The sequence below is a fragment of the Bacillus altaicus genome (assembly GCF_042136375.2).
Taxonomy (GTDB): Bacteria; Bacillota; Bacilli; order Bacillales; family Bacillaceae_G; genus Bacillus_A; species Bacillus_A cereus_U.
In genome coordinates this window covers 4,226,210-4,252,791 of sequence record NZ_CM143394.1, presented here as the reverse complement: position 1 = coordinate 4,252,791, position 26,582 = coordinate 4,226,210, and the positions used below count along the sequence as shown (strand labels likewise).

Sequence of the window (26,582 nt, the reverse complement as noted above, 5' to 3'; positions counted from 1 at the left end):
TTTGAACGTGAAAATTTCTCCCATCCCCTTTAATATTTTTATAAGCCGTAAAGAAAAAGACCTGGTGTTTACACCAGGTCTTTTTCTTTTGCTATCCATTTCCAATAACGCTCGCACTTCACTTCAATCATTTGTACTTTTCGTTTTAGTTGTAATTTCTTTAGTTCACGCTCTATTTCTTGTTGAGGGCAGTCATATATAAATGAGATTTCCTTTGAAGAAATAAATTGTGTTGCTTCTAGTAATACTTCTAAAGGAGGTAATGGCTCTGGCTCAATCTCGCATTTTATAAGTTCTTTTAATAGCTGTACGTATACATCATAGGAATAAATTCCCGCGATTTTAATACCTTCCTCATCTGAATTTGCATGAAAAAATAGGAGGGAAGGTATTTCTGTAATATGCATCTCATTTGTGAATTTTAGGTCGCATTGGAAAGCTTTTTTTGCGCTAACTGAGTGTAGGTCTTTTTTAAATTCCTCTACATCAATGCCACTATCTTTAGCGCATGTAAGCAATAATTCACAGTCAGGGTTTGATACATTTTCAAGAAGAATGTATTCTTGGAGTTTTCGCAAAAATTTCGAACCTGCTTTTCGGCCTTGCAATTCCGCCGCCTTAATTGCCATCGAAACTAAATATGGTGTTGACGATGCCTCTTGCATATGTACTTTTCCATCACATGAAAAACCTTGTAAACTTGTTGTTTTTTCCCACACAAATCGAATATTAGCAGGTTTATTCCATTTGTGTGAGGAAGCGTTTGCTCCGTCCACTTTTCCTGTTACGATATGACGAATAGAGAAGTATTTCCCATACTCAAGCCATAGTTTAATAATAAATGGCTCGATATCCCAGCAATCTTTACAAAGTGGATCAATAAATAAATATGCTTCTACAGATTTATGCTCGCATGTGGAAGGAGAAGGCATATTTATATGCTTTGCTTCCTGCTTATCCATTACACTTCACCTGTTTCATTTGGAGTATTGACCATATGTTGAGCAGTTAATGCTAAACGTTCAAAAACAAACTCTCTTATATGACCGTGCACTCCTGTATCATCCATTGCTTGCTCCATACATGATAGCCAAGCTTCTGCGCGTTTTGGAGTAATCTCAAACGGAAGATGGCGTGCTCTTAGCATAGGATGCCCATGTTCTTCAGTGTATAAATTAGGACCACCTAAATATTGTGTTAAAAATTGTTTCTGCTTCCTAGCAGTTTCTGTTAAATCATCCGGGAAGATCGGAGATAAGTCAGGGTGTTCACTGACATAGGAATAAAATGTATCCACTAATGTTGCAATGCATTGTTCACCGCCAATTGCTTCAAATGGTGTCATCGGTTGCTTGCTCATCCTTTATAAACTCCTTTTTCCATGAAATGTATATCTATTGTAGCAATGGAATGTTATGAAGGGCAACTAAACAGCCTTCATAACATTCTTTGCTTATTCTATATGTTGCTAATAAATCTTCACTTTCTAAAAAAGGTGAAACATAGCCACCAGTAAATCACTTCTGCACTGATGGAAATTTTACTTTAGCGCTCTTCGTTTTGTTTGGCAAGGAAAAAGCGTTTTACTTTGTTGTTTGTATGACGAACTGGTACGTTATGTTGCTTTAATAATCTTATAAATGCTGCTTTACCGGTCTTTTCATCTTGCACTTCGTATTCAATTTCATAATCATCGTGATTGTAATAGAAACTATGATCAAAGACAAGCGTTCCGCCTTCAAATAATGTTTCAGCTCTTTCTGTTGTTAAACTACCCATATAAGTTAAAGAGGAAACGGGAATTTGTAATTTGTGTAACTGATCCATTACAGTTCCTTGAATGAGTGTGTTTGTTTCCATCATAAGTTTTGCTTCTTTTTCTGTTACAGACTGATGAGTTTCTAATAAACCAATTTCAGCAGGTTGTTTTAATGTTAATGTATAAGTTCCATCTTTATGACGAATACGAAGTGCAGAGCCTGCATCTTTTAAAGAAAATTGAGGTGTTTCAAAGTAATGATTTACTTGTTTTGTAAATGCTTCAATAGAAAAAGATTTGCATAATGTTTGGAATTCTTCCTCTGTAACCATATTTTTAAATTCAATTTCAATTTCTTGTGTCATTATATACGCTCCTTTTGAAAAAATAATTCTTTCCACATTATCGCTTTTTCACAAATTTGGTTCAATGTTTTATTTGTTTGCGTCCATGTTATGATACAATAATACTGTTAAGTAAGACAGGAAGTTGAGATGGAGGAGTTCGAGCATGCAAAATAAAATTCAAGTTAAGAGCGTAGAAATGAGAGAGAATGCGCTTATTTTTTGTGCGGAAAATACTGAAATAGAGGTAAAGGAGTTAAGTGCGCGTAATCACGTACTTGTAGACTCAGACAATTTATCATTTTTATATATCTTAGAAAACGAATCATCTTTCATTTATGTAAGTATTCCGCATACATGCTGGGAAGCAATACATGAAGCGATGAATAAAGATACAGCGATGTTTATTCACGTGAATGATGTTGAAATAGAATTAGAAGGATTAAAAGAAGAAGTAGAATATTTAGTTGAAAATATTGAAGGTAATGCAAATTACGGAGAAGAACTAGTAACTGCTGTAGAAAAAGTGTTTCTATAAGCAAATGGATTGATTTTGGTGGTGGTTGAAATGAATCGTAATTGGGAAGAATTTTTAGCGCCGTATCACCAAGCGGTGGCGGAGCTGAAAGTGAAACTAAAAGGAATGCGTACTCAATTTGCAATGTTAACGGAGCATTCTCCAATTGAGTTTGTAACAGGAAGGGTAAAGTCGGTTGCAAGTATTATTGATAAAGCGGAGAAGAGAAGTGTACCGCTAGACCGAATTAGAGAAGATATGCAGGACGTCGCGGGCCTTCGAATGATGTGTCAATTCGTAGATGAGATTAAGCCTGTTGTAGAGTATCTTCGAAAACGAAATGATTTTGAAATTGTGGAAGAACGTGATTATGTAACGCAAAAGAAAGATAGCGGCTACCGCTCTTACCACGTTGTCATTAGTTATCCTGTTCAAACGATACAGGGGGAGAAAAAAGTGTTAGTTGAAATTCAAATTCGCACGTTAGCAATGAATTTTTGGGCAACGATTGAGCATTCTTTAAATTACAAATATAGTGGACGTTTTCCTGAAGATATTAAAATACGCTTACAACGTGCAGCGGAAGCGGCGTTTTTATTAGATGAAGAAATGTCTTCCATTCGTCTTGAAATTCAAGAAGCGCAAAAGGTCTTTTCACGAAAGCAGGAAACGAAAGATTCTGAATCATAAACTAAAGGGTGTTGGGCGATGAAATTTACAATTATGTCAAAGGGAGATCAATCATCAGATACACTAGCAAGTACGATGAAAGAATACTTGCTAGATTTTGGGTTTACAATGGATGAAAAGGAACCTGATATTGTAATTTCTGTTGGGGGAGATGGAACACTTTTATATGCATTCCATCGTTACTATAATCGATTAGATGAAACCGCATTTGTTGGTGTACATACAGGACATTTAGGTTTCTATGCAGATTGGTTACCGACGGAAGTAGAGAAGTTGGTGATTGCAATCGCTAAAACACCGTTCCAAGTGGTTGAATATCCACTTTTAGAAGTGATTATTCGCTATGTGAATGGTAGTAAAGAGTCGCAGTATTTGGCGATGAATGAAGCGACTGTAAAAAGTGCAGAAGGTACATTAGTAACAGAAGTGGAAATACGCGGAGAGTATTTCGAAACGTTTCGCGGAGATGGTCTTTGTATTTCTACTCCTTCAGGAAGTACCGCGTATAATAAGGCGCTTGGCGGAGCAATTATTCACCCTTCTATTGAAGCGATTCAAATTGCAGAAATGGCATCTATCAACAATCGTGTATTTCGTACGGTAGGTTCACCGCTCGTGCTACCGAAGCATCATACATGCGTTTTAAAGCCGGCTGCAGGAATGAACTTGCAAATTACGGTGGATCATTTGACGATGGTTCATCAAGATGTGAAATCAATTCAGTATCGCGTTGCAAACGAGAAAGTACGATTTGTTCGTTTCCGTCCGTTCCCATTCTGGAAACGTGTTCGTGACTCGTTTGTTGCAGATAAATAGAGAGGGTTTATATATTTGAACAGATTTACATTGAAATGGGATATAGGGCTGGCTGAAGAGGGAACTTTAGTTAGAGAATTTTTGAAAACAAAAGGGATTTCGAAAGCTGCTTTAACGGATATAAAGTTCCGCGGGGGAGCAATTGAAGTAAACGGTCAACACACGAGTGTTCGTCACAAGTTACAAGCTGGTGAAGAGTTACAAGTCTTTTTTCCAGTGGAGGAAAGAAGTGAAGGGATGGAAGTGGAAGAAATCCCTTTATGTATCGTATATGAAGATGATGCGGTTCTTGTTATAAATAAAGAAGCAAATATGTCGACAATTCCGTCTAGGGAGCACCCGTCAGGAAGTGTTGCAAACGCTATTTTATATCATTATGATAAACAAAATCTTGCAAGTACGGTGCACATTGTGACGAGGTTAGACCGTGATACTTCAGGGCTTATGTTAATTGCGAAAAATAGATTCGTTCACCACCTTTTATCGAAGCAGCATCAACAAAAAGGGGTGAAACGAACATATGAGGCAATCGTTCATGGGACTATTTTAGAAGAAGTAGGAACGATTGACGCGCCAATCGGACGAAAAGCAGATAGTATTATCGAGCGAACTGTCTGTGAAGATGGTCAAAGAGCTGTTACTCATTTTAGAGTGATGGAGAGTTCTCCCGATAAGACGCATGTAGCACTTGAGCTCGAGACGGGAAGAACACATCAAATTCGTGTACATATGGCATATATAGGACATCCGCTACTTGGGGATGATCTATACGGCGGCCGAAGAGATGTGATAAAACGTCAAGCGCTGCATAGTACATCTTTGACGTTTTATCATCCTATTTTAGAAAAGAGAATGACTTTTACCGTCAGTATCCCAGAGGATATGCAATACGCTTTACATAACAATTAAAAGGGAACAAAATTCTTATCATAAAAAGAATTTTGTTCCCTTTTTTTAGCGGAATAATATTAAAATTTGATGTTCACCAGTACGCTTTATAACGAAAAAGCCACTTTCAGCTTTTGTAGCAATGCCGTCATCATTTGGACGACAATATCCGTGTGTTTCGCAAGTACCGTCATCACGAACTAACATTTGTCCAATTAATCCGACAGGAAGCCACTCAGTACGGTCTCTTCTTGATAGATACTTACAAGCTGGATTCCATTCTGTATTTAAAAGAGGTTGTATTTCTTGCGTATCCGTACGCGTATATTGACGTTTTCCGAAGCGGTCTGTTTTATAGCGTTTTTGCCAACTTAAAGCACCGCTATTTCCTATGAGAGCAGGAGTAGCGCTGGATATGCCTAATATGAATGTATCAATTGAAGTGGCTTTTCGAATTTTTTCTTCGCTACTAAATGTAATGAAATAACCGATATCAATAGGGCTATGATCTGCTGCCTCAAACATTTGTGCAAAATCAGTACCACCTGCATTGTAAGAAGCACCATCGATATACATTTCTCCGTTATGGGCAAGCCATTTGGCACCTATATTATAATCAGTGTCATTTGTCCCATTTGCAATAAACCAGGAATAAGCTTCTTCTGCTGTACCAAATTTCCCCATAATGTGGCTGCCTGCAAAATTAGCTGTTGATGTATGATTTCCTTCCGCATGAGATGAGAATCCGTTAGCGATAGTTGCGGTTCCTTCTGCATGTGCTGCTTCGCCGAAAGTAATTGTATGCTTTCCTTCCGCATGAGAATAAGAACCGCCTGCTGTCGTTTCACTTCCTTCACTATGCGAACTATGTCCAGTTGCCTTTGTTTTTGAACCTTCTGCATGAGAAAAGGGACCCGTTGCATGTGTAAGAAGCCCTTCTGCATGTGAAGCGATTCCATCAGCTTTAGAGTGAAGTCCTTCTTTATATGCGTGACGAGATCCTTTGTTATTTTCTTTTTTTATAGGTGTAGGTACAGGAGCCTGAGTAGGGGCGGATCCTTCTATTTGTACATCGTTGCCCGAGATTAATGCTTCTTTTATTTTTTTTACTTGATTTATAATAGTAGCTGGAATTTCTGGTTGTATTTTTTCCTTTATTGCTACAGGAATGCTTTCTTCTATATTTTCTTGTATCTTTTCCGAATTAAGCACAGGTTCATCATTATTAGAAGTGAGCTTCTTTTTTTGTTTTGCTTTTATTTTCCTGCTATCTATAATTCGCCTCATAACAGCATTTTCTAAAGAGACATATTTTTCTCTCGGTTTTCTTTTTTTTGATGACTCTTGTTCTTCTATTTCTTCTATAGCTGCAGCTCGAATACTGCACCAGTTGTTAATTCCATACATGGGATGGTATAAAGGGTGGAATTTTCTTTTTTGTTTAGAAGATTTTTTCTTCATTCCGTCACCTCCTGCGACAGTATATGCCGTGCAATTAAAAAAAGATGCACTTTATTGCATCTTTTTTTAATTGTTTTATCTAGTTTTAGTGTGGAATATGTCTAGAAAACACCATGATCCTTTGCAAATCGTGAATTGTATTAAGTAGAGGGATGGTGCGGGCTAATAATCAGTGGGGATGAACAAAACCCCCACTGATTAAAGTTTCACTTTATGAAATTGGGCGGAACTTTTCAGGGACAAAAGGTAGGGAAGAAGGAACAGAAACGGTCTCCAACTCAGGGTAACGTAGTCCAGTTAGTTCACCACCAAATACAGCACCAGTATCAATATTGACTGTATGATTCACAAAGCGAGGTTCATTGACAGGTGTATGTCCATAAACAATCCATGTTTCACCCTTATACTCTTTCGCCCAATCTCGGCGGACAGGTGAGCCGTCATGGTGTTTTTCGCCTGTAATATCACCATATAATACAAAGGTTTGTACTTTTTTATCTTGTCTTCCTATGTAATCTTGCCGAATACCAGCGTGACAGACGATTAATTTTTTTTCATCCAGTATGTGATATATCGGTGATTGTTCGTAAAGAGTAATGAATTTTTCTTTTATTATTTGTTGCTTATTAGAAGGCAATGCTTCATATTCTGCAACAGTTGTTTCGAGCCCATGAGCGATTGTAACATTACGTCCAAGGAAGAAACGATACAGTTTATTACAGTGATTCCCTGGAGCATAATAAGCATCTTTTCTATTTATTACGAGCTCCCATACAATTTCAATCATCCGTAATGAATGAGGACCTCGGTCTGTAATATCACCAACGAATGCAAGCCTTCGTTTTGCGTTATGAATTGGGATACCACTATCCCAGCTATACCCTAGTTTCGTTGTTAAATCTTGAAACTCTTGGAAGCATCCGTGAATATCACCTATAATGTCATATTTCATATTTAAACCTCCAGCTCATTTTTTCATTAGTATATCTAAAATGGACATAGAAAAAAACCATACCGTTTTTCGATATGGTTCATTTAAACATAAAGATTTTAGTTCTTGAGCGTACGTTTAAAATAAATCCAATAGCAACCATATATGTGAGCAGTGAACTCCCGCCGTAGCTCATAAGCGGTAACGTTATTCCTGTAATAGGGAGTAAACCAATTGTCATCCCAATATTTTGGAATACTTGGAACGTAAACATTCCAATTGTACCAGCGCAAATATAACTACCGAAAGGTTCATTGCTTTCTAAAGCGATATGGATCATTCGGTAAATGAGTAAGAAAAAAAATGAAATAATAACACTTGCTCCTAAAAAACCGAATTGTTCAGCGATATTTGTAAAAATAAAATCTGTATGTGGCTCTGGAAAATATACTTGTCTATTTTCCCATCCTTTTCCTTGCATCTCTCCTGATCCAGTAGCTAAAAATGCTTGTCTTAATTGGTATCCTTGTGCGTCATATTTATAAGGTGCAAGCCAACCATAGAAGCGATTTAATTGATATTCTTTTAGAATGTGCTCTTTAAAGAACTCTGTATGCGTGAAATAAATATATGTTAAGGTAGAGCCTATGGCGAAAATACCGGAGGTTAATCCGAGGATAAAGCGCCAACGTATACCAGAAACTAAAACCATTGTTGCAAGCATCGCTGAAATGACCATTGTGTTTCCTAAATCAGGTTCTTTTGCGATTAGAAGTAGTGGAGGTAAACTAGCTGCAAATATTTTTAAAAGTAAAATGAAATCTTCACGAGTTGTCCGAAAAAGGTATTTTTCATTATGATTCGCTATAATTCGTCCAACGACGATAATCAAAAATAATTTCATAATTTCAGAAGGCTGAAAGTTTCCGATGCCTGGAAGTCTGTACCACGCGGTAGCCCCTTTAATTGTAACGGCGCCAGGAACTTGAAGTTCTAGGCCAATTAGAAGTATGAGTGCAAAGCTATATAAATACCAAGCAATTTGTTTATAGCGATCGAAATCAATAACCATAATAACACCAATGGCGATAAATCCAATGGCATACCATTGGATTTGTTTTAATACAAAATTTACGTTTTGTAAAAATGGTGGTAAAGAAGCTTGTGCACTTGCGATAGCAAAGCAGCTAACAATCCCAATGGCAAATAAAATGAATATTAATATGTAGTCTATTTGATATTGAGTGTTCGGATCTTTCACTGTATGAATTCCTTTCTACTGCTCTCTATATTAGTGGATTTTAGTTGGTGCATCACATAGTTTAAAAAGAATGTATGAATTATACGCATTATTCACGTACAGCTCACACATTTTATTTTCGCAGAATAGACTAATGATGTAGCTCTTTTATAATTATGTCCAAACAATGGGAAAGACGTACATGTGCATCTGGAATGAGGTTTGGTAGCTGGCTATAATATTCTAAGGAACTTTTACACCATTTATAAGCGCTAATTAGACCTAGTCTATAATCTGTATTATCTTGTAAAAATCCGTATTCTTTTGAAGTTATAACGAGGTGCGTAAAATCCTCAGATCCTTCAAGGAGCTTGCTGTGTATTTGTTGCCCAGCATGGTAGCGAAATTGGCTTAAAGGTTCGGATATGTATACTGCGTCTCCTTTAGAAAGTAAGGAAATCCATGATGCCATATCGACACTACAAGAATAGTGCCTCCCTTTTAGCGTGCCGAAAGGTTCAGTGAGTAACTGTTTTCTAAACAGAATAGTTGTAGGCTCACCGATAATGTTATGCCCACCTTTTAACATCCAGTCGCCTAAAAATATTCCGTTTAATTGAATGTCTTCGCCATATAATCTTTGTGTTGGATGAGCATCTCCAATTAAATTTCCGTGATCATCAATACGTACTCGATAAGAAGTTATAAGAGCGAGATTTTTATTTGTGTCTTGCTCAAAATAAGCCATCATTTTTTGTATTTTATGATTATAAAACACATCATCGTCCATTAAAAAATTTATATACTCCCCATTAGATTTCTCTAAGAGCATAAGATCGTTATGAAATTGTCCTAAAGTAGTGGCATTTCGAATGTATGTTATGTTTTTATAATTAGGTAAATACTGTTCATTTATTAAGATTTCTGTTTCATCATTTGTACTATCGTCTCCTATAATAATTTCAATGTTTGGATAAGTTTGTGCTAATGCACTTTCTAGAGCAATTTTGAAATAATGTGGTCGATTATAAGTGGGAATAAGGATGGAAACGAGAGGTGATTTTTTTTTATTATTCATACGAAACTACCTTTCAGAAGCTTTTTTTGTAAGAACGATATCTTGATAACTTGTATACTCATTTCTGCCGCACCATAAACCATAATGCGGTTTATTGATTACCTCTAAGCCATGTTTATTTAATAAGATGCGGATATCTTCTTCAGGATAGGCAACTGCGAAATTAGGAATATCTTTATTCACAACATAACAATTTTCAATTTGATGATAAAAACCTAATGTACTTAGCCCTGAATTTAAGTAATAGGATGATTCAGGGTTAATGAGAAAGAAGGTAATAAAACATCTCCCATCTTTTTTTAGAACACGTACAATCTCAGATACGTAATGTTCTAATTCTTTCGGAAGGAGGTGGGTAAATACAGAAGTTAAAAAAATAAAATCGAATGAATCGTCTTCATATGGAAATTTGTATTGAGAAGCATCTTCTTTTCCTTCTGGGTTGTAGAATTGATTATATATATCAACGTGTTCAAAATGGAAATTGCTACGGGCAGCTGAAATATTATTTTTGCACCATGTAATGCCATCTTTAAATAAATCAAATCCATAATAAGCTCCATCATCACTTAAGTAATTCATTAATGGAACCGCCATTCGACCGACACCACAACCTACATCTAACACTGTTTCATTGGATTTTAAACTACCAATTTGAATAAAATGCTTTATGAATTCTTTTCCAACCTTTTGAAAATCGCCACCTACATATTGGACGAGTTCGGGAGGTGGGATTAATGCGATTTTTTTTTCAAGCTCGCTCATAATTTCACTCCTTCCTTGTAGTAAATAGGGAACCAACATTTTTAATATGCAGCTAACATTTTATAGTGGGAGGAGAAACGATATTAGAACTGTTGCGATATGTAAAAAGCTCCCTAGAACAACTGGAAATAGTAATGGGAGCTTTTGTTTTTATTTATCATGCTATTGGCGAAGGCTAATAATTAGTGTGAGGTGGAGAAACCCTAACTGAATAAAGTTTCGCCCTATTCTTTTCGCCAATAAACCCCGAATACATCAATTTTAGTAATAGGAGCTTTTAAGTTTCTTTGATTTCTAAAGTCTGTCACGGCCTCTGCACAAGCTGGTAGTCCATAGTCATCAATAATAATATAGCCGCCCTTAGAAACTTTATCGTATAAGTTCACGAGACCATCCATTGTGGATTCGTACATATCACCGTCAAGGCGTGCAATTGCAATTTTTTCTATTGGTGCTGTTGGTAAAGTATCTTTAAACCAGCCTTTTAAAAATTTTACTTGATCATTTAATAAATCATATTTTCTAAAATTCTCTTGTACTTGTTCTAAAGAAACGCGTAAGTAATCGAAAGAGTGTAAATAATCTCCGTAATCTTTCGGATAGTGTTCTAAATTCGGTGTTGGCAAACCTTCAAATGAATCTGCAACCCACACATTACGATTAGTAATGTTATTTGCCTGTAAAAAACCATTCATAAAAATGCACGATCCCCCGCGCCACACACCTGTTTCAATAAAATCACCTTCTATATTTTCACGGACAACTGTTTCTAGTGCTTCATGTAATTGATTCATTCGTTCCCGGCCGATCATACTGTGTGCTGCTCTTGGCCAATCCATCCCATCTTGACGTTCACTTTTTAAAACATCTGGTTTCACAATTTTCAAGTTATGGTTTTCAGCATATTGCTTAATGAATAAAGGAAGTGGTACGGTAACTGGTTCATATGGAAGTTCCTTAGATATATGTAACGAAGCAGGTAAATATGGCTCATACTCTAGCCATACTTCAAACAAAATTGTTTTCTTTAATAACTCGAGATAAAGCTGGACAGCAGATTTATTTTCCATTTAGGTGCCTCCTGCGAAATGTCATACAACAATATGATTATGTAGATAGTGAAAGTTTCATGCTTGAATTCATAATTGAAAAAGCAGTAAAACTTATATAAGTTTTACTGCTAAGTAAAAAATTAAGCGATTTTTTCAATGATAATGGATGCACTCGTACCAAGAGCTAGAGATAATCCAAGTCCTGTAACAACAGCTTCAACCATTGATGGCGTTATTGTAATTTGTGTAATTGCCTGGATAACGAGAGGCGCTCCAAGTGAGATTAAACTTGTTCCAGCGCCAGGTATATTAACGGCGTTCACTTGAATTGCAAGGCTACCTAATATACTTACTGCTGCAGTATATGCGATAACAGTAATTTTATAGAATCCAGTTTCACTTATGATGAAAGTATCAGCGTCTAATTGAGAAATTGCTGTACCAAACTGAGATCCAACCGTGTTAAACGGTACAGGATCATTAATTCCAAGAGCTAAAGAAATTGTAGCAGAGTTAAATGCATACAATCCTGCTGGAAGTCCTAATCCAGATGGTCCAGTCGGCCCAGTAGGCCCAGTCGGCCCAGTAGGCCCAGTCGGTCCAGTCGCACCAGTGGATCCAGTTGCACCAGTGTCTCCAGTAGGCCCAGTCGGTCCAGTTGCGCCAGTGTCTCCAGTAGGCCCAGTCGGTCCAGTTGCGCCAGTGTCTCCAGTAGGCCCAGTCGGTCCAGTTGCGCCAGTGTCTCCAGTAGGCCCAGTAGGCCCAGTTGGCCCAGTCAGTCCAGTCGGCCCGGTCGGTCCAGTCGGCCCGGTCGGCCCAGTCGGTCCAGTCGGCCCGGTCGGCCCAGTCGGTCCAGTCGGCCCGGTCGGTCCAGTAGGCCCAGTAGGCCCAGTAGGCCCAGTAGGAAGTGTAAACGGTGGTATTGGTGGTAAAGTTGGACCTACAAGATTAGGATCAAATGCACTAGCTGATAAGAATTCATCAGGATTTAAGCCATCTGAATAATTATTATTTGACATAAATTCACCTCCATAAAGCTTTCATTATATAGTAGATGCAAAATCGCAAGAAAATGACACGGACATTTGAATTATTAAAAAGAAATCTTAAATAGCTTGAACAAGTTAAAAAAATGGAAAGTTTATTGTATGTATAACATATGATTGAGTTGGAAGAGGGTGATTATGTTGAACAAGCAAGGAATTACAATTAGTCTATGTATGATTGTTCGCGATGAGGAAAATACAATAGATCGATGTTTGGACGCGGTAGAAAAAATTGTTGATGAAATTATTGTAGTTGATACAGGATCCATTGATCGAACGAAGGAAATTTTAGCAAAATACACTTCTAACATACACGATTTTCCGTGGATTGATGATTTTGCGGCAGCTAGAAATTTTGCGTTTTCAAAAGCAACGCAAGAATATATATTATGGTTAGATGCTGATGATGTGTTATTAGAGGAAGCTCAAGAATCACTGAAAACATTAAAACGAGAGTTAGATGGTAAAGTTGACGCTGTTTCTATGCCTTATTATCTTGTAATGGATTCTAATGGGAAACCTTTATATTGCACAAGAAGATATCGACTTGTAAAGCGTGAAAAACAATTTCAATGGTTTGGAAAGGTGCATGAGTATTTAGCTGTTTCTGGTGAGATTTACAATAGTAATGTCGCCATTACACATAAGAAAGAAAAAGAAATAACGAATCGTAATTTGAAAATTTTTCAAAATGCTGTAGCAGCTGGAGAAGAATTAAGCCCGAGAGATTTATTTTATTACGGTAATGAATCTATGGATAATCAAAAATACGACGATGCGGTTCTTCTGTATGAAACATTTCTTAATCAAGAGGAAGGATGGCATGAAGAGAAAATTTATGCATGTGGTAAGTTAGGAGATTGTTATGCGAAGTTAGGAGACTGGGAGAAGGCAGTTGAAACTTGTACGAAGTCGTTTCGTTATGGTATTCCTAGAGGAGAGAATTGTACAAGAATAGGATATATATATATGGAACAACAAAAGTATAATGAAGCGATATTTTGGTTTAAGCTAGCAACTGAAGTGCCGCTAGCAGAGGATAGTCCTTTTCACAGTCCGGCTAGTTATACGTGGATTCCATATTTACAAATGTGTATTTGTTATAGCAGATTAGGAGATCAAGATAAAGCTTATTATTATAATGAATTGGCAGCTTCTTATGTTCCGAATAATGCTGCGATTGAATATAACCGTAAATATTTTAGAGGCGTCTATGATAAACAATATAAAATGTAATTTGTTCTATTTTTAGGAAATGACTTGTCGCTATTCTAATGATAGTAGAATGGCTATATATTAGAGTATCGGTAATGCAACCAATAGAGATGGCATCCTTTGTAGAATATCTTTTGTTTATATTTCAAATTCAATTTGCATAAGGAGTGTGTGAAATGAATCGGGAGAAAAGTTCTTTATACGAAGAAAAATCTGAACATTATTATAATGCGATAAATCCTAATTTATTCAAGCATATAAAAAAGGAATGGCAAGAAGTTCTTGATATTGGTTGCTCGAGCGGTGCATTAGGAGCGGCTATAAAAGAAAATGGAGCACGTGTATCAGGAATTGAGGCGTTCCCAGAGGCTGCCGAAAAAGCGAAAGAAAAACTAGATCATGTTATTTTAGGTGATATAGAAACAATGGATCCTCCTTATGAGAAGGAACAATTTGATTGTGTCATATTCGGGGATGTATTAGAGCATTTATTTGATCCGTGGGCTGTCATAAAGAAAGTAAAGCCATATATAAAAGAAAATGGTGTGATTTTAGCTAGCATACCAAACGTTGCGCACATTTCAGTATTAGCTCCCTTACTCGCTGGAAATTGGACGTATACAGAATATGGCTTATTAGATAAAACGCATATTCGTTTCTTTACTTTTAATGAAATGCTAAGAATGTTTTTAAAAGCAGGATATTCTATTAGTAAAGTAGATCGTGTATATGTTGATCATAAAATATATGAGCCACTTATTGAAGAGTTATATGGAATTTGTAAAAAGTATCGTCTTGGAAGTGGCTTCATGGCTGAGACAGTTGTATTTCAATATATTATTGAAGCAGAAAAATCACAATTATGAGTGCTGCAGAAAAAACAATACTATTTGTTACATGTATAAATGATCGGAAATTGTATGCACAATGTGCGCGACATATATTGAAATTGGCAGTACCTCCTGGGTATACTATACAATTTATGCCGATTCGAAATGCAAAAAGTATGACGAGCGGATACAATCAAGCCATTTCACATCCAGCGAAGTATAAAGTGTATTTACACCAAGATGTCTTTATTATAAATGGAGCCTTTCTATACGGATTAATTCAATTATTTGAGGAGCATGAACATCTTGGGATGATTGGGATGGTTGGATCCCAATATGTTCCTCCAAATGGTGTATGGAACGAAGGGCGTGGGATTGTCGGGAAAGTCATTGGTTATATGAACGATTTGTTTTATATGGCAAGTTTAGAGCAACCATTTCATGAATCGAAAACATTTATTCCTGTGGAATGTATTGACGGTTTATTGATGGCGACACAATATGATATTCCGTGGCGAGAGGACTTATTTGATGGGTTTGATTTTTATGATGTATCCCAATCTTTTGAATTTAAAAAAGCTGGGTATACAGTCGGTGTCCCTGTGCAGCGTGATGCTTGGTGTATTCATTATCATTTCGATGTAAATATGACGAACTATGAAAAGTATAGAAAAGTATTTGTAGAGAACTATATGTCAGATGTGAATAAGGAAGAATAGAGGGCTACAAAATGAAAGATCATACAATATTAGTCGTTGTTTGTGTAAATAATGAAGAGCTTTTCGAGCAATGCGAAAGGCAAATAAGAAACATTGTTGTTCCCCCTGGCTATGTAGTGCAAATTTTTCCGATACGAGATGCGAAAAGTATGGCAAGTGCGTACAATCGAGCACTTTCATATCCGGCGAAATATAAAGTATATATACATCAAGATACTTACCTTATTAATCGTGATATGTTTTGTACCCTCATTTCTCTTTTTAAAGAAAATGAAAAGCTTGGTTTAATTGGAGTAGCTGGTGCTCAGTTTTTACCGAGTAACGGGATATGGTGGGAAGGGAAAAATTTAGTAGGGAAAGTGATTGAGTACAGAAGACAGAATTATCAATTATTAAATTTGGATCAGGGGTTTTATGGAAATCAATCTTTTATGTCAGTGCAAGCAATCGATGGTTTACTCATGGCAACGCAGTATGATATTCCGTGGCGAGAGGATTTGTTTCAAGGATTCCATTTCTATGATGTGTCACAGTCTTTAGAATTTCAAAAGGCTGGATATTTAATTGGTATCCCTAATCAAGCAAATCTATGGTGTATTCATTACAACGGAGATGAGTTTGATGCGGATACATATGAGAAATACCGGGAAATTTTTGTGGAACATTATAAAGAGGTGCTATCTCCATCATAAGGGAGAGATGAAGGATGAAAGGGATTATTTTAGCAGGCGGGACAGGATCGAGATTATATCCAATAACGAAAGTAACGAATAAACATTTACTTCCCGTTGGGCGGTATCCGATGATTTATCATGCGGTATATAAGCTGAAGCGATGTGAAATTACAGATATTATGATTATTACAGGTAAAGAGCATATGGGAGATGTTGTGAGCTTTCTAGGAAGTGGTCAAGAGTTTGGTGTATCCTTTACGTATCGTGTGCAAGATAAGGCGGGCGGGATTGCGCAGGCGCTAGGACTTTGTGAAGATTTCGTAGGAAATGATCGGATGGTAGTTATATTAGGAGATAATATCTTTTCAGATGATATTCGCCCGTATGTTAAAGAGTTTGCAAGTCAAAAAGAAGGGGCTAAAGTGCTGCTTCAATCTGTAGAAGATCCCGAGCGATTTGGTGTAGCGCATATTCAAGGCCGAAAAATAATTGAAATTGAGGAAAAGCCGAATGAGCCGAAAAGTTCTTATGCTGTTACGGGAATTTATTTGTATGATTCGAAAGTCTTTTCTTATATAAAAGAATTAAAACCTTCCGCAAGAGGGGAACTTGAAATTACAGATATAAATAATTGGTATTTAAAACGAGGAGTACTTACTTATAATGAAATGAGCGGCTGGTGGACTGATGCGGGAACGCATGCTTCTCTTCAAAGAGCGAATACGTTAGCGCGGGATATAAACTTTGGGAAACAGTTTAATGGAGAATAGGTGAAAATATGAAAGTTGTAGAAACAAATTTTACCGATGCGAAATTGTTAGAACCGAGATTGTTTGAAGACGAGCGAGGTTTTTTTACTGAAAGTTATAATAAGAAGATGCTAGAAACGTTAGGGATTACGCATTCATTTGTGCAAGATAACGTATCTTATTCAGCGCATTCGGGGACGATTCGAGGGCTACACTTTCAAAAAAATCCGAAAGCACAAACGAAACTCATTCAAGTTATGCAAGGTGCAATATATGATGTTATCGTTGATTTGCGAAAAGATTCACCTACATTTAAAAAGTGGAGAGGTTATATTTTAAGCGCAGATAATCATAGGCAATTATTAGTGCCGAAAGGATTTGCTCATGGTTTTTGTACAATTGTACCTCATACAATTGTTATGTATAAAGTAGATGAGTATTATAGTGCTGATCACGATTCCGGTTTGCTTTGGGAAGATAAAGAATTATCAATTCCATGGCCGGTAACAAATCCTATCTTGTCCGATAAGGATCGAATATTACCATTACTTCAGGAATATGAAGATAGTTTTTAAGTAGGAGAGTTGTTTATGAATATATTAGTTACAGGTGGAGCTGGATTTATTGGAAGTAATTTCATTCACTATATGTTAAAAAACTATGAAACATATAAAATCATTAATTACGATGCATTAACATATAGCGGGAATTTAAATAATGTAAAGTCTATTCAAGAAAATCCTAACTACTCATTTGTAAAAGGGAAAATCCAAAATGGAGAGCTGCTGGAACATGTTGTTAAGGAGCGTGACGTGCAAGTAATTGTAAATTTCGCAGCTGAATCACATGTGGATCGTAGTATTGAAAACCCAATTCCTTTTTATGATACGAATGTAATAGGTACAGTCACGCTGTTGGAGTTAGTGAAAAAATATTCACATATTAAACTCGTGCAAGTATCAACAGATGAAGTATACGGTTCTTTAGGGAAAACAGGAAAGTTTACCGAGGAAACCCCGCTAGCTCCTAATAGTCCATATTCTTCAAGTAAAGCGAGTAGCGACATGATAGCCTTATCTTATTATGAAACGTATCAATTACCAGTTGTTGTAACACGTTGTTCTAATAACTATGGACCGTACCAATATCCTGAGAAATTAATTCCGTTAATGGTTACGAATGCGCTTGAAGGAAAGAAACTACCATTATATGGTGATGGATTGAATGTAAGGGATTGGCTGCATGTAACGGATCATTGTAGTGCAATTGACACCGTTTTGCATAAGGGATGTGTAGGAGAGGTGTATAATATCGGCGGAAATAACGAAAAAACAAATGTAGATGTTGTGGAACAAATTATAAAACTTTTAGAAAAAACGAAAAAAGATATTGAATTTGTAACAGACCGTTTAGGTCACGACCGTCGTTATGCGATTGATGCACAAAAAATGAAGAATGAGTTTGAATGGGAACCGAAGTATACGTTCGAACAAGGATTAAAAGAAACGGTGGAATGGTATAAAAACAATGTGGACTGGTGGAAACCACTAAAAGAAAAGTAAGGGGCATGTAGATGAAAGAACGGATTATCATAACGGGAGCGAACGGTCAGCTAGGGAAGCAACTACAAGAAGAGTTGAATTCTGAGGAATATGACATATATCCATTTGATAAAAAGTTATTAGATGTAACAAATATATCCCGAATTAAGCAAGTGGTACAAGAAATAAAGCCACATACAATTGTTCATTGTGCAGCGTATACGAAGGTAGATGGTGCTGAGAAAGAACAGGATCTTGCTTACTTAATAAATGCGATTGGAGCTCGAAATGTAGCGGTTGCTTCACAATTAGTAGGGGCTAAGTTAGTGTATGTCAGTACCGATTATGTATTTCCAGGTGACAAACCGGATGGCTATCATGAATTTCATAATCCAGCACCGATAAATATATATGGAGCTTCTAAATTTGCAGGAGAGCAGTTCGTAAAAGAGTTACATAATAAATATTTTATAGTTCGTACATCGTGGTTGTATGGTAAGTATGGAAATAATTTTGTGAAAACGATGCTACGATTAGGAAAAGAGAGAGAAAACATATCTGTTGTAGCGGATCAAATTGGCTCTCCTACGTACGTGGCAGATTTAAATATGATGATTAATAAGCTCATTCACACTTCTTTATACGGTACGTATCACGTATCCAATAGAGGAGCATGTTCTTGGTTTGAATTTGCCCAAAAAATATTTTCGTATGCAAATATGAAAGTGAATGTATTACCTGTTTCAACTGAAGAATTCGGATCGGCGGCTGCGAGACCAAAATATTCTATCTTTCAACATAACATGCTACGATTAAATGGTTTTTTACAAATGCCTACTTGGGAAGAAGGATTAGAAAGGTTTTTTATAGAAACAAAAAGTCATTAACAAATTTATGTTAGTGACTTTTTTGTTTGCCTTTAAGAGGTTTTATGGTACTATAATTATAGTATCAGGTACTAATAACAAGTATAGGTATTTCTGGGAGGATATATCATGGAACTATTACAAGGGAAAACATTTGTTGTTATGGGCGTTGCGAACCAAAGAAGTATTGCATGGGGAATTGCTCGCTCTTTGCATAATGCAGGTGCAAAATTAATATTCACATATGCAGGAGAGCGTTTAGAAAGAAACGTTCGTGAACTAGCGGAAACATTAGAAGGACAAGAATCACTTGTATTACCTTGTGATGTAACGAATGATGAGGAACTTACAGCTTGCTTTGAAACTATTAAGCAAGAAGTTGGTACAATTCACGGTGTTGCACACTGTATTGCTTTTGCAAATCGTGATGATTTAAAAGGCGAATTTGTAGATACTTCTCGCGATGGATTTTTACTTGCACAAAATATTAGTGCATTCTCTTTAACAGCTGTAGCAAGAGAAGCGAAGAAAGTGATGACAGAAGGCGGAAATATTTTAACTTTAACATACCTTGGCGGCGAGCGCGTTGTGAAAAACTATAACGTTATGGGTGTTGCGAAAGCTTCATTAGAAGCTAGCGTGAAATATTTAGCGAACGATTTAGGACAACATGGCATTCGCGTTAACGCTATTTCTGCAGGACCAATTCGTACGTTATCTGCGAAAGGTGTAGGCGACTTTAACTCAATCTTAAAAGAAATTGAGGAGCGCGCACCACTTCGTCGTGCGACGACTCCAGAAGAAGTTGGAGATACAGCAGTATTCTTATTCAGTGATTTAGCACGCGGAGTAACAGGTGAAAACATTCATGTTGATTCAGGATATCATATCCTAGGGTAAATATAATAGTAATTATAATTTTTAAAGGACAGTCTCTAAATGTTGAGACTGTCCTTTTTATTTGTTCTTGGAAAGAACGATTTTTAACGAAAGTTCTTGCCACGTTATGAATATAACTATAATAGTACACGATTTATTCAGCTACGTATGGAAGTGGGAGGGACGAGTGTGAAGAATAAAAATAAAAGTTCAACAGTTGGAAAACCGTTGTTATATATTGCGCAAGTAAATTTGGAACTTGCTGCACCGAAAATAAAAAGAATTATTTTAACGAATTTTGAAGATGAGGACCGAAAAGAGAAAAGTAATGGAAACGAAAATGTTGTAAGTAGTGCTGTGGAAGAGGTGCTAGAACAAGAGGAGCAGCAAATAGAAGAAGGAAAAATAGAAGAAGAGGAACAAGAGAAACAACAAGAGCAAGAAGAACAAGAGCAAGTGAGAACGGTCCCTTACAATAAATCCTTTAAGGATATGAATAATGAAGAAAAAATTCATTTTTTATTAAATCGTCCTCATTACATTCCAAAAGTAAGATGTAGAATAAGAACGACGACCGTCTCATATATAGGATCGATTATATCTTACCGTAATGGCATTGTATCCATTATGCCACCAAATAGTATGAGAGATATTCGATTATCTATAGAAGACATCAAATCGATTGATATGGCCGGCTTTTAAATATGTAAAGGTGGTAGAAAGCTTCTACCACCCCAATAGTTTTTTAGTTTACTTAACTATAGAAACGTCGCGTAAGCACTGAATAGCACAGAAGCAGCTTAAATCAACAGTAATGCAAGTAGATGTCGAGATTAATCTTGCATTTGGTACAGCTAAAAACGTACAAATTGGATCGTCGCCAGGTGGTACAGGAGACCCATCACCTAATACTACAGTTAACACACGTAGGACAGCACAGCTATCGTCATCTACGCTTTCTACACGGAAAATTGGAGATTGGCAGCTAGTAAGGCTTGAAGATGGTGCAAATGCTTCAAATGGCGTTCCAGCTTTTGTGTATAAAATAAAAGGGCGTGTATTTGCTACTGCTGCAGTATTGTGTGCTCCTAAAAATGGAATTTCACAACCAGAACCACATGTTGAACTAGAGCAATCTTGTAGTTCATTGATGAATTTTACGACGTCAACTACGCAGTGAGAAGAGCTATGGTGTTTATTTTCGTTACAACTCATTAATGTCACTCCTTATCTTCTTGTTTGTATTTACATTAATAAGATATTGGAGTGGGGGAGATTTGGTCACAATCTTAAGACCTTTTTTTTTAAATAGGCTAAAGAGGATAGGGAAGGTGGAATTATGTTATTTACAAGCTGGCTTTTATTTTTTATTTTTGCGCTAGCTGCATTTAGGTTAACTCGTCTTATTGTTTATGATAAAATTACAGCTTTTTTGCGAAGACCGTTTATTGATGAGTTAGAGATTACAGAGCCTGATGGAAGTGTATCGACTTTTACAAAGGTGAAAGGGAAAGGATTAAGAAAGTGGATTGGAGAATTATTAAGCTGCTATTGGTGTACAGGTGTGTGGGTTAGTGCTTTTTTATTAGTTTTATATAAATGGATTCCTATTGTTGCAGAGCCTGTACTAGCATTATTAGCCATTGCAGGTGCAGCAGCGATCATTGAAACAATTACAGGATATTTTATGGGAGAATAATAAAGTGAAACTCTAATCAGTGGGGGCATTGCCCGCTTGTTATTAGCCCGCACCAATCGTGATAAATCTTCATGATGTTAGAAAAAGCGGAGTTTAAGAGGATGCGGGAACGGAAATAAAGAGTTGTTCATATAGTAAATAGACAGAATTGACAGTAGAGGAGATGTTTGCTGTGAGCAATAATCCAAGGCGAAATTCATATGATCTACAGCAGTGGTATAACATACAGCAACAGCAACAAGCACACCAACAGGCATATCAAGAACAGTTACAGCAACAAGGGTTTGTGAAAAAAAAGGGATGCAACTGTGGGAAAAAGAAGAATACAATAAAACAATATGAAGAATGAAACACTCATGTTACGGTGAGTGTTTTTTATTGTAAAAATAAAAAGCGGTATTTCAATTAAGAAATACCGCTTTTTACTAGCTAATTTGTGCAACTGTTAATGCTGCAGCACGGATGTCTACAGTTCCAAGCAGTTCAACTGGTACAATTTGAATTAAGTCACCAGGGTTTAAGTTAATAAGAATAACACCACTGGATACGTCTACTTCACCAGTACCAATAACGTTAGAGCGAACCGCTGTACCTGATCCAGGAATAATGTTAGCTGGTGTACCTAATGATAAGAAGAAACGACCAGCTTCTGGTGCAGTAGGAACGTTATCAAGACTGATCGTTAATGTATAACTGATTTGATAAATACCAGCTACTTGAATTCGAATACCGTCTCCGACACTTACTGTATTATTTATTACAGGAACAGTAATATTTGGGTTTGGACTTACGCTAGGTAATAGTAGTGGTGTGAATAGTGAAGCGAACTGAGGTGCAGAAGCGTTGAAAGCAAAACCGAAGGCAGGTAGTGTACTAGCTGGTTTCGCCTCACAATCAATGTTATTAAATTCGCAATCAGAAGAGAACATGTTTTTCACTCCTTTATCTGTTTCTACTTTTAGTTAATGAAAAGGACAGGTTCTATGTTCTAGACAAGTTCCCAATTTTATAAAAAATACATAATAATACCTTTTAAGCATGGATTGGGTGGCAGAATCATCTGCCACCCAATCCATGCTTAAATTAGTATTCAGTTTTATATAGAAACATCGCGTAAGCATTGAATAGCGCAGAAGCAACTTAAATCAACAGTAATACAAGAGGAGGTTGATACTAATCTTGCATTTGGTACAGCTAAAAATGTACAGATTGGATCGTCACCAGGTGGTACAGAGGTACCATCACCTAAAACTACAGTTAATACACGCAATACAGCACAGTCATCATCATCTATACTCTCTACACGGAAAATTGGAGATTGGCAGCTAGTAAGGCTTGCAGATGGTGCAAATGCTTCAAAAGGTGTTCCAGCTTTTGTGTATAAAATAAAAGGACGTGTATTCGCTACTGATGCAGTGTTATGTGCTCCTAAAAATGGAACTTCGCAACCAGATCCGCATGTTGTAGTTGCGCATTCTTGTAGTTCATGTATAAAACGAACGACATTTGATACACAGTTAAAATCACAATCATGGTGATGATGATCTTCATTACAATTGCAGCTCATTATGTTCACTCCTTATCGTGAGTTCTGACATACACTATTACAATATGAACGGGATATGATTGATATTACGTTAATTCTCAGGATAGAAACAGGGAATTTATATAGAGGGGATGTACATATCGTGATATGGAAAAAGACACCCATTATTTAATGGATGTCTTTTCAGGTAAATCTTTTTGCGTAGTATATAGAAAACGAGATATATCTAGTTTCTTTCCTCTGAAAAATTGCGGGGAGGAAATGTAAAGTTCTTCTTTTGCGCGTGTAATGGCGACATAGAGTAATCGTCGTTCTTCTTCTAATGCTTCAGAAGTCTCCGTCACACGGTCATTTGCATCTTTTAAAGAAGAAGTATGCGGCAATATACCATCGCTTGCTCCGAGTAAAAAGACGCATGGAAACTCAAGGCCTTTCGCGTTATGAATCGACATAAGCGATACGGTATCTTTTTGCGGCATTGTTTTTAATGCTTCCATTTCTTTTTGACCTTGAATGGCTTCATTAATAAATTGTAAGTAAGCTGGAATATCCGTAAAGCGAGTTGCTGATTCCATTAATTCTTCTAACATTTCTTCTTGTATGTCCTTATGCATCGTAAAGGAAGAACGATCATTACTTTGTAAGTACTCTAAATACTTTCCTTTACCATGAATAATTTCTTTCAATGCTTTTTTCGGTTCAAGTTCTTTTATAAACTTAATAAAATCGATTCGCTCATTTACTTTTTTAACTTGAAAAGGTTTCAAGCTTGGGTTTAGTAATAGAAAATGAAGAAGAGAAGGAAAACGGCCCTCACCATATTTCCATTGTTCACGTTCAATAAATGAAATGCACTCATCACGGCCAATATACATTGTTGGTAATATATTTGAAAGTGATTCGAGGCGGAACGGTTCAAGCACGAGTCGTAAGTGATCTAAAACGGGCCTAATTAAAGAATGTTCGTAGAACGATTGGCTCGCTCCATGTTTAATAAATGGAATCTTGTGAATTGTAAGCTGATCAAGTAAAGAACGGCTTACAGAATGTGTACGATATAATAAACAAAAATCTTTATAATTTCGTTCACCACTATCTACTTTTTCCTGAATGAGTTGCAAAATTTGATTTGCTTCATCAAGAGTTGTCGCAGGTCGTGCATAAAACGGCTGCATGCCATCGTTACGAACAGAATATAGCTCTTTATCAAAACGTTCTTGATTGAGCTTAATAACTTCATTTCCAAGTCCGACGATAAATGGATTAGATCGATAATTCGTATTAAGTGCGATAATCGTTGTATTTTCAAATTCCTTTGGAAAAGATAAAATAATTTGGTGACTTGCCCCTCGCCAGCCGTAAATCGCTTGATCGTCATCACCTGCGATAAATAAATTATTTCTCGGCGTGGCTAACAATTTTACAATTTCATATTGTGCATACGACGTATCTTGAAACTCATCTACTTCAATGTAATGAAAACGCTCTTGTAATTGAGTAAGCAGGGGAGCGTTATTTTCTAACATATAATACATTTCTAATAAGATGTCGTCAAAATCGATATAATTGTGTCGTTGTTTTACCTCTTCGAAACGTTCGTATACTTCTTTGAACTCTTGTTCAACTGGTGTTTTCGCTTTTACATCTTTCGGACGATTCAATTTGTTTTTCTCAAGTGAAATCATAGCGAGTATCGTTTCGGCATCATAATCGTCTTTTAAGCGCAATTCTTTCAAAATTTTCTTTATCATAATTTGTTTATGTTTTTCATTTGCTAAAATTTGCTGATTATATCCTTGACTACGAAGCAATTTTAAAAAGACAGAGTGGAATGTACCAGCAACGACATAGTTACTTGCGGCATGATTCATACCGGGTAAATTCGCTACACGGCTTCGAATTTCTTCAGCTGCTTTTTGTGTAAATGTCAGTAGCAAAATATTTCGCGGATGGACATGTTTTACATTAACTAAATAACCAACGCGAGTTGTTAAAACAGATGTTTTACCACTTCCAGCACCAGCTAGTGTAAGGACAGGTCCTTCTGTCGTTTGCACTGCTTCTAACTGTTTTTCATTTAAATAAACACCTTGCTGTTCTAAAGCGCGGAAATACGCCGCATCTGCATCTTCTTCCCTAATTAAATGGGTAGATGTTTTCGGAATATGATACGTCGCTTGCGGAATGCCAGCGTGTGTTAACGATTTTTGTGAAAATTTTTCTTGTGTCATATATTCACCTTCAAAACTATAGCATCAACATTTAACTTTAGCGGAAGAAAAAGAAAATAGCAATGTAAAAAACAGGAGGGGCTACCTCCTGCTACAAAATTATAATTCTTTTATCATTACGACGTGCGGGATATTTGCTTCCATAAACACATCAGAAGCCGTCACGTATCCTAGCTTTTTATAGAAAAATTCAGCATGTGTTTGAGCATGGAGTTTCAATTTCGGTAGAGACTCTTCTTTTGCATGCGCTTCAAGTGCATCCATAATGATTTTGCCAATGCCTTTTTTGCGATGGGAGGCTAGTACGCAAATGCGTTCCATTTTCCCAACTCCATCAACAATGCGAAAGCGGCCCGCACCGACTGGAATGTCATTATCATATACAACAACGTGCGCCGAAGTATCTTCAAATTCATCATACTCTTCTTCAGAAGAAACACGTTGTTCTTCTACAAAAACCTGTTTACGTACAGAGAATGCATCACTTAGCTGCTCGTCTGTTTGTACGATTTGTGCGTGCAAATTAGTTGTTCCCCTTTCCAAGATGGAATGTTTCATGTACAGTCCATGTTCCGTTTTCTAATTGATATAGAAGGTGGAAACGATCGATTGGTTGCTCATAATAGAAATCTTTCATACGTAATCGACCTAATACATCAGCGTGCTCTGCATCTGATAGGCTTTGACCGATTGTTAAATGGGGTACGAAAGAGTACTCGCGCTCTTGTGTAAAGAAACCATTATGCATTTCTTCATTTAAGAAAGTAAGTTCAGGTGTTTTTTCTACTTTAAAATAAAGAACATTATTAACAGGTGCGAATGAACCAACTTTTCCAACATGAAGGGTGAAAGGGTTCGTTTTGTTTGCGATTGTATGTAACTCATTCACAATCGATTCTAATTGTTCATCATCTTGCGTCTCAAAGGGTGTTTTCAATGTAATATGTGGCGGAACTAATGAGTAATGTGGATCATAACGTTTACGCAATCCGTTCGCTTTATCTTGAATCATTTTTGATGGGAAAATTACAATTCCTAATTTCATG

At 36.7% G+C, this 26,582-nt stretch carries 32 protein-coding genes; 16 read left to right on the top strand and 16 right to left on the bottom strand.

Annotation, left to right across the window (positions count from 1 at the left end):
* Positions 1–68 precede the first annotated feature (68 nt).
* The 3 genes from ACE38F_RS22020 to ACE38F_RS22010 form a co-directional block, all read right to left on the bottom strand.
* A complete protein-coding gene (locus tag ACE38F_RS22020) occupies positions 69–962 on the bottom strand; it encodes a ClpXP adapter SpxH family protein (RefSeq protein WP_215555576.1) in 894 nt (297 codons plus the stop codon).
* On the bottom strand, positions 962–1,360 hold the full coding sequence (locus ACE38F_RS22015; RefSeq protein ID WP_000043388.1) for a globin domain-containing protein: 399 nt from the start codon (positions 1,358–1,360) through the stop codon (positions 962–964). Before ACE38F_RS22015 ends, ACE38F_RS22020 begins: the two co-directional genes overlap by 1 nt.
* Before the next feature lie 185 nt (positions 1,361–1,545).
* Positions 1,546–2,124: a CYTH domain-containing protein gene (locus tag ACE38F_RS22010; protein WP_215555577.1), complete on the bottom strand. Its 579-nt coding sequence runs from the start codon at positions 2,122–2,124 to the stop codon at positions 1,546–1,548.
* 145 nt (positions 2,125–2,269) lie between these two features.
* Here ACE38F_RS22010 and ACE38F_RS22005 point away from each other — a divergent pair, with 145 nt between their 5' ends.
* From ACE38F_RS22005 to ACE38F_RS21990, 4 genes are read left to right on the top strand one after another with little or no spacing between them, the layout of a single operon-like run.
* Positions 2,270–2,641: a UPF0738 family protein gene (locus tag ACE38F_RS22005; protein ID WP_215555578.1), complete on the top strand. Its 372-nt coding sequence runs from the start codon at positions 2,270–2,272 to the stop codon at positions 2,639–2,641.
* 30 nt (positions 2,642–2,671) lie between these two features.
* A complete protein-coding gene (locus tag ACE38F_RS22000) occupies positions 2,672–3,310 on the top strand; it encodes a GTP pyrophosphokinase (RefSeq protein WP_215555579.1) in 639 nt (212 codons plus the stop codon).
* An 18-nt stretch (positions 3,311–3,328) separates the two neighbouring features.
* Positions 3,329–4,126, top strand: a complete 798-nt coding sequence (locus tag ACE38F_RS21995; RefSeq protein WP_000673196.1) for an NAD kinase — start codon at positions 3,329–3,331, stop codon at positions 4,124–4,126.
* Between the two features lie 15 nt (positions 4,127–4,141).
* Complete coding sequence (locus tag ACE38F_RS21990; RefSeq protein ID WP_215555580.1) at positions 4,142–5,035, top strand: RluA family pseudouridine synthase; 894 nt, start codon at positions 4,142–4,144, stop codon at positions 5,033–5,035.
* Between the two features lie 45 nt (positions 5,036–5,080).
* Here ACE38F_RS21990 and ACE38F_RS21985 read toward each other — a convergent pair whose 3' ends face one another.
* The 7 genes from ACE38F_RS21985 to ACE38F_RS21955 all read right to left on the bottom strand — a co-directional run bounded on the left by ACE38F_RS21985 (position 5,081) and on the right by ACE38F_RS21955 (position 12,560).
* A complete protein-coding gene (locus tag ACE38F_RS21985; RefSeq protein WP_375369914.1) occupies positions 5,081–6,475 on the bottom strand; it encodes a peptidase G2 autoproteolytic cleavage domain-containing protein in 1,395 nt (464 codons plus the stop codon).
* Positions 6,476–6,686: 211 nt separating this feature from the next.
* Positions 6,687–7,427: a bis(5'-nucleosyl)-tetraphosphatase PrpE gene (gene prpE, locus ACE38F_RS21980; RefSeq protein WP_215555582.1), complete on the bottom strand. Its 741-nt coding sequence runs from the start codon at positions 7,425–7,427 to the stop codon at positions 6,687–6,689.
* Positions 7,428–7,506: 79 nt separating this feature from the next.
* Positions 7,507–8,667: an FtsW/RodA/SpoVE family cell cycle protein gene (locus ACE38F_RS21975; RefSeq protein WP_063217374.1), complete on the bottom strand. Its 1,161-nt coding sequence runs from the start codon at positions 8,665–8,667 to the stop codon at positions 7,507–7,509.
* Between the two features lie 130 nt (positions 8,668–8,797).
* The gene (locus tag ACE38F_RS21970) at positions 8,798–9,724 is read right to left on the bottom strand and encodes a glycosyltransferase family 2 protein (protein ID WP_215555583.1); all 927 of its coding nucleotides are present in this window, start codon (positions 9,722–9,724) and stop codon (positions 8,798–8,800) included.
* Between the two features lie 6 nt (positions 9,725–9,730).
* Positions 9,731–10,489: a class I SAM-dependent methyltransferase gene (locus ACE38F_RS21965; protein WP_215555584.1), complete on the bottom strand. Its 759-nt coding sequence runs from the start codon at positions 10,487–10,489 to the stop codon at positions 9,731–9,733.
* 224 nt (positions 10,490–10,713) lie between these two features.
* Complete coding sequence (locus ACE38F_RS21960) at positions 10,714–11,559, bottom strand: TylF/MycF family methyltransferase (RefSeq protein ID WP_375369913.1); 846 nt, start codon at positions 11,557–11,559, stop codon at positions 10,714–10,716.
* 122 nt (positions 11,560–11,681) lie between these two features.
* A complete protein-coding gene (locus ACE38F_RS21955) occupies positions 11,682–12,560 on the bottom strand; it encodes a BclA C-terminal domain-containing protein (protein WP_462782390.1) in 879 nt (292 codons plus the stop codon).
* A gap of 165 nt (positions 12,561–12,725) precedes the next feature.
* On the opposite strand from ACE38F_RS21955, the gene ACE38F_RS21950 reads away from it, so the two are divergent.
* The 10 genes from ACE38F_RS21950 to ACE38F_RS21905 all read left to right on the top strand — a co-directional run bounded on the left by ACE38F_RS21950 (position 12,726) and on the right by ACE38F_RS21905 (position 20,762).
* Complete coding sequence (locus ACE38F_RS21950) at positions 12,726–13,823, top strand: tetratricopeptide repeat-containing glycosyltransferase family 2 protein (protein WP_375369910.1); 1,098 nt, start codon at positions 12,726–12,728, stop codon at positions 13,821–13,823.
* Positions 13,824–13,978: 155 nt separating this feature from the next.
* Entirely contained in the window at positions 13,979–14,668 is a 690-nt protein-coding gene (locus ACE38F_RS21945) for a class I SAM-dependent methyltransferase (RefSeq protein WP_375369909.1), read from the top strand.
* Complete coding sequence (locus ACE38F_RS21940; protein WP_002140852.1) at positions 14,665–15,351, top strand: glycosyltransferase family protein; 687 nt, start codon at positions 14,665–14,667, stop codon at positions 15,349–15,351. Before ACE38F_RS21945 ends, ACE38F_RS21940 begins: the two co-directional genes overlap by 4 nt.
* Positions 15,352–15,362: 11 nt before the next feature.
* Positions 15,363–16,043, top strand: coding sequence for a glycosyltransferase family protein (locus ACE38F_RS21935; RefSeq protein WP_063217379.1), 681 nt, complete (start codon positions 15,363–15,365; stop codon positions 16,041–16,043).
* A 14-nt stretch (positions 16,044–16,057) separates the two neighbouring features.
* Positions 16,058–16,795, top strand: coding sequence for a sugar phosphate nucleotidyltransferase (locus ACE38F_RS21930; RefSeq protein ID WP_215555590.1), 738 nt, complete (start codon positions 16,058–16,060; stop codon positions 16,793–16,795).
* Positions 16,796–16,803: 8 nt separating this feature from the next.
* Positions 16,804–17,349 carry a dTDP-4-dehydrorhamnose 3,5-epimerase gene (gene rfbC, locus ACE38F_RS21925; protein ID WP_199674946.1) on the top strand — a complete coding sequence of 182 codons (546 nt, stop codon included), beginning with the start codon at positions 16,804–16,806 and terminating at the stop codon, positions 17,347–17,349.
* Between the two features lie 15 nt (positions 17,350–17,364).
* A complete protein-coding gene (rfbB, locus tag ACE38F_RS21920; protein WP_375369907.1) occupies positions 17,365–18,336 on the top strand; it encodes a dTDP-glucose 4,6-dehydratase in 972 nt (323 codons plus the stop codon).
* A gap of 11 nt (positions 18,337–18,347) precedes the next feature.
* Positions 18,348–19,202 (top strand): dTDP-4-dehydrorhamnose reductase, encoded by an 855-nt coding sequence (rfbD, locus tag ACE38F_RS21915; protein WP_375369906.1) that lies wholly within the window; start codon positions 18,348–18,350, stop codon positions 19,200–19,202.
* A gap of 108 nt (positions 19,203–19,310) precedes the next feature.
* Positions 19,311–20,081, top strand: coding sequence for an enoyl-ACP reductase FabI (fabI, locus tag ACE38F_RS21910; protein WP_002011384.1), 771 nt, complete (start codon positions 19,311–19,313; stop codon positions 20,079–20,081).
* A gap of 147 nt (positions 20,082–20,228) precedes the next feature.
* Positions 20,229–20,762: a spore coat CotO family protein gene (locus tag ACE38F_RS21905; protein WP_375369933.1), complete on the top strand. Its 534-nt coding sequence runs from the start codon at positions 20,229–20,231 to the stop codon at positions 20,760–20,762.
* Positions 20,763–20,810: 48 nt separating this feature from the next.
* On the opposite strand, the gene exsY is transcribed toward ACE38F_RS21905, so the two are convergent.
* A complete protein-coding gene (gene exsY / locus ACE38F_RS21900; RefSeq protein WP_199674944.1) occupies positions 20,811–21,275 on the bottom strand; it encodes an exosporium assembly protein ExsY in 465 nt (154 codons plus the stop codon).
* Positions 21,276–21,399: 124 nt separating this feature from the next.
* Here exsY and ACE38F_RS21895 point away from each other — a divergent pair, with 124 nt between their 5' ends.
* Positions 21,400–21,759 (top strand): DUF1360 domain-containing protein, encoded by a 360-nt coding sequence (locus tag ACE38F_RS21895; RefSeq protein ID WP_000899658.1) that lies wholly within the window; start codon positions 21,400–21,402, stop codon positions 21,757–21,759.
* A gap of 163 nt (positions 21,760–21,922) precedes the next feature.
* Positions 21,923–22,108 (top strand): hypothetical protein, encoded by a 186-nt coding sequence (locus ACE38F_RS21890; protein ID WP_061674949.1) that lies wholly within the window; start codon positions 21,923–21,925, stop codon positions 22,106–22,108.
* A gap of 76 nt (positions 22,109–22,184) precedes the next feature.
* Here ACE38F_RS21890 and exsF read toward each other — a convergent pair whose 3' ends face one another.
* From exsF to ACE38F_RS21865, 5 genes are all read right to left on the bottom strand, one after another.
* Positions 22,185–22,688 (bottom strand): exosporium protein ExsF, encoded by a 504-nt coding sequence (gene exsF / locus ACE38F_RS21885; RefSeq protein WP_002011391.1) that lies wholly within the window; start codon positions 22,686–22,688, stop codon positions 22,185–22,187.
* A 167-nt stretch (positions 22,689–22,855) separates the two neighbouring features.
* Entirely contained in the window at positions 22,856–23,326 is a 471-nt protein-coding gene (gene cotY, locus ACE38F_RS21880; protein WP_113769138.1) for a spore coat protein CotY, read from the bottom strand.
* 143 nt (positions 23,327–23,469) lie between these two features.
* Positions 23,470–25,536 (bottom strand): ATP-dependent helicase, encoded by a 2,067-nt coding sequence (locus ACE38F_RS21875; protein WP_375369905.1) that lies wholly within the window; start codon positions 25,534–25,536, stop codon positions 23,470–23,472.
* 99 nt (positions 25,537–25,635) lie between these two features.
* On the bottom strand, positions 25,636–26,058 hold the full coding sequence (locus ACE38F_RS21870; protein WP_215555594.1) for a GNAT family N-acetyltransferase: 423 nt from the start codon (positions 26,056–26,058) through the stop codon (positions 25,636–25,638).
* Between the two features lies 1 nt (position 26,059).
* On the bottom strand, positions 26,060–26,581 hold the full coding sequence (locus tag ACE38F_RS21865; RefSeq protein ID WP_215555595.1) for a YjcG family protein: 522 nt from the start codon (positions 26,579–26,581) through the stop codon (positions 26,060–26,062).
* Position 26,582: the final 1 nt, after the last annotated feature.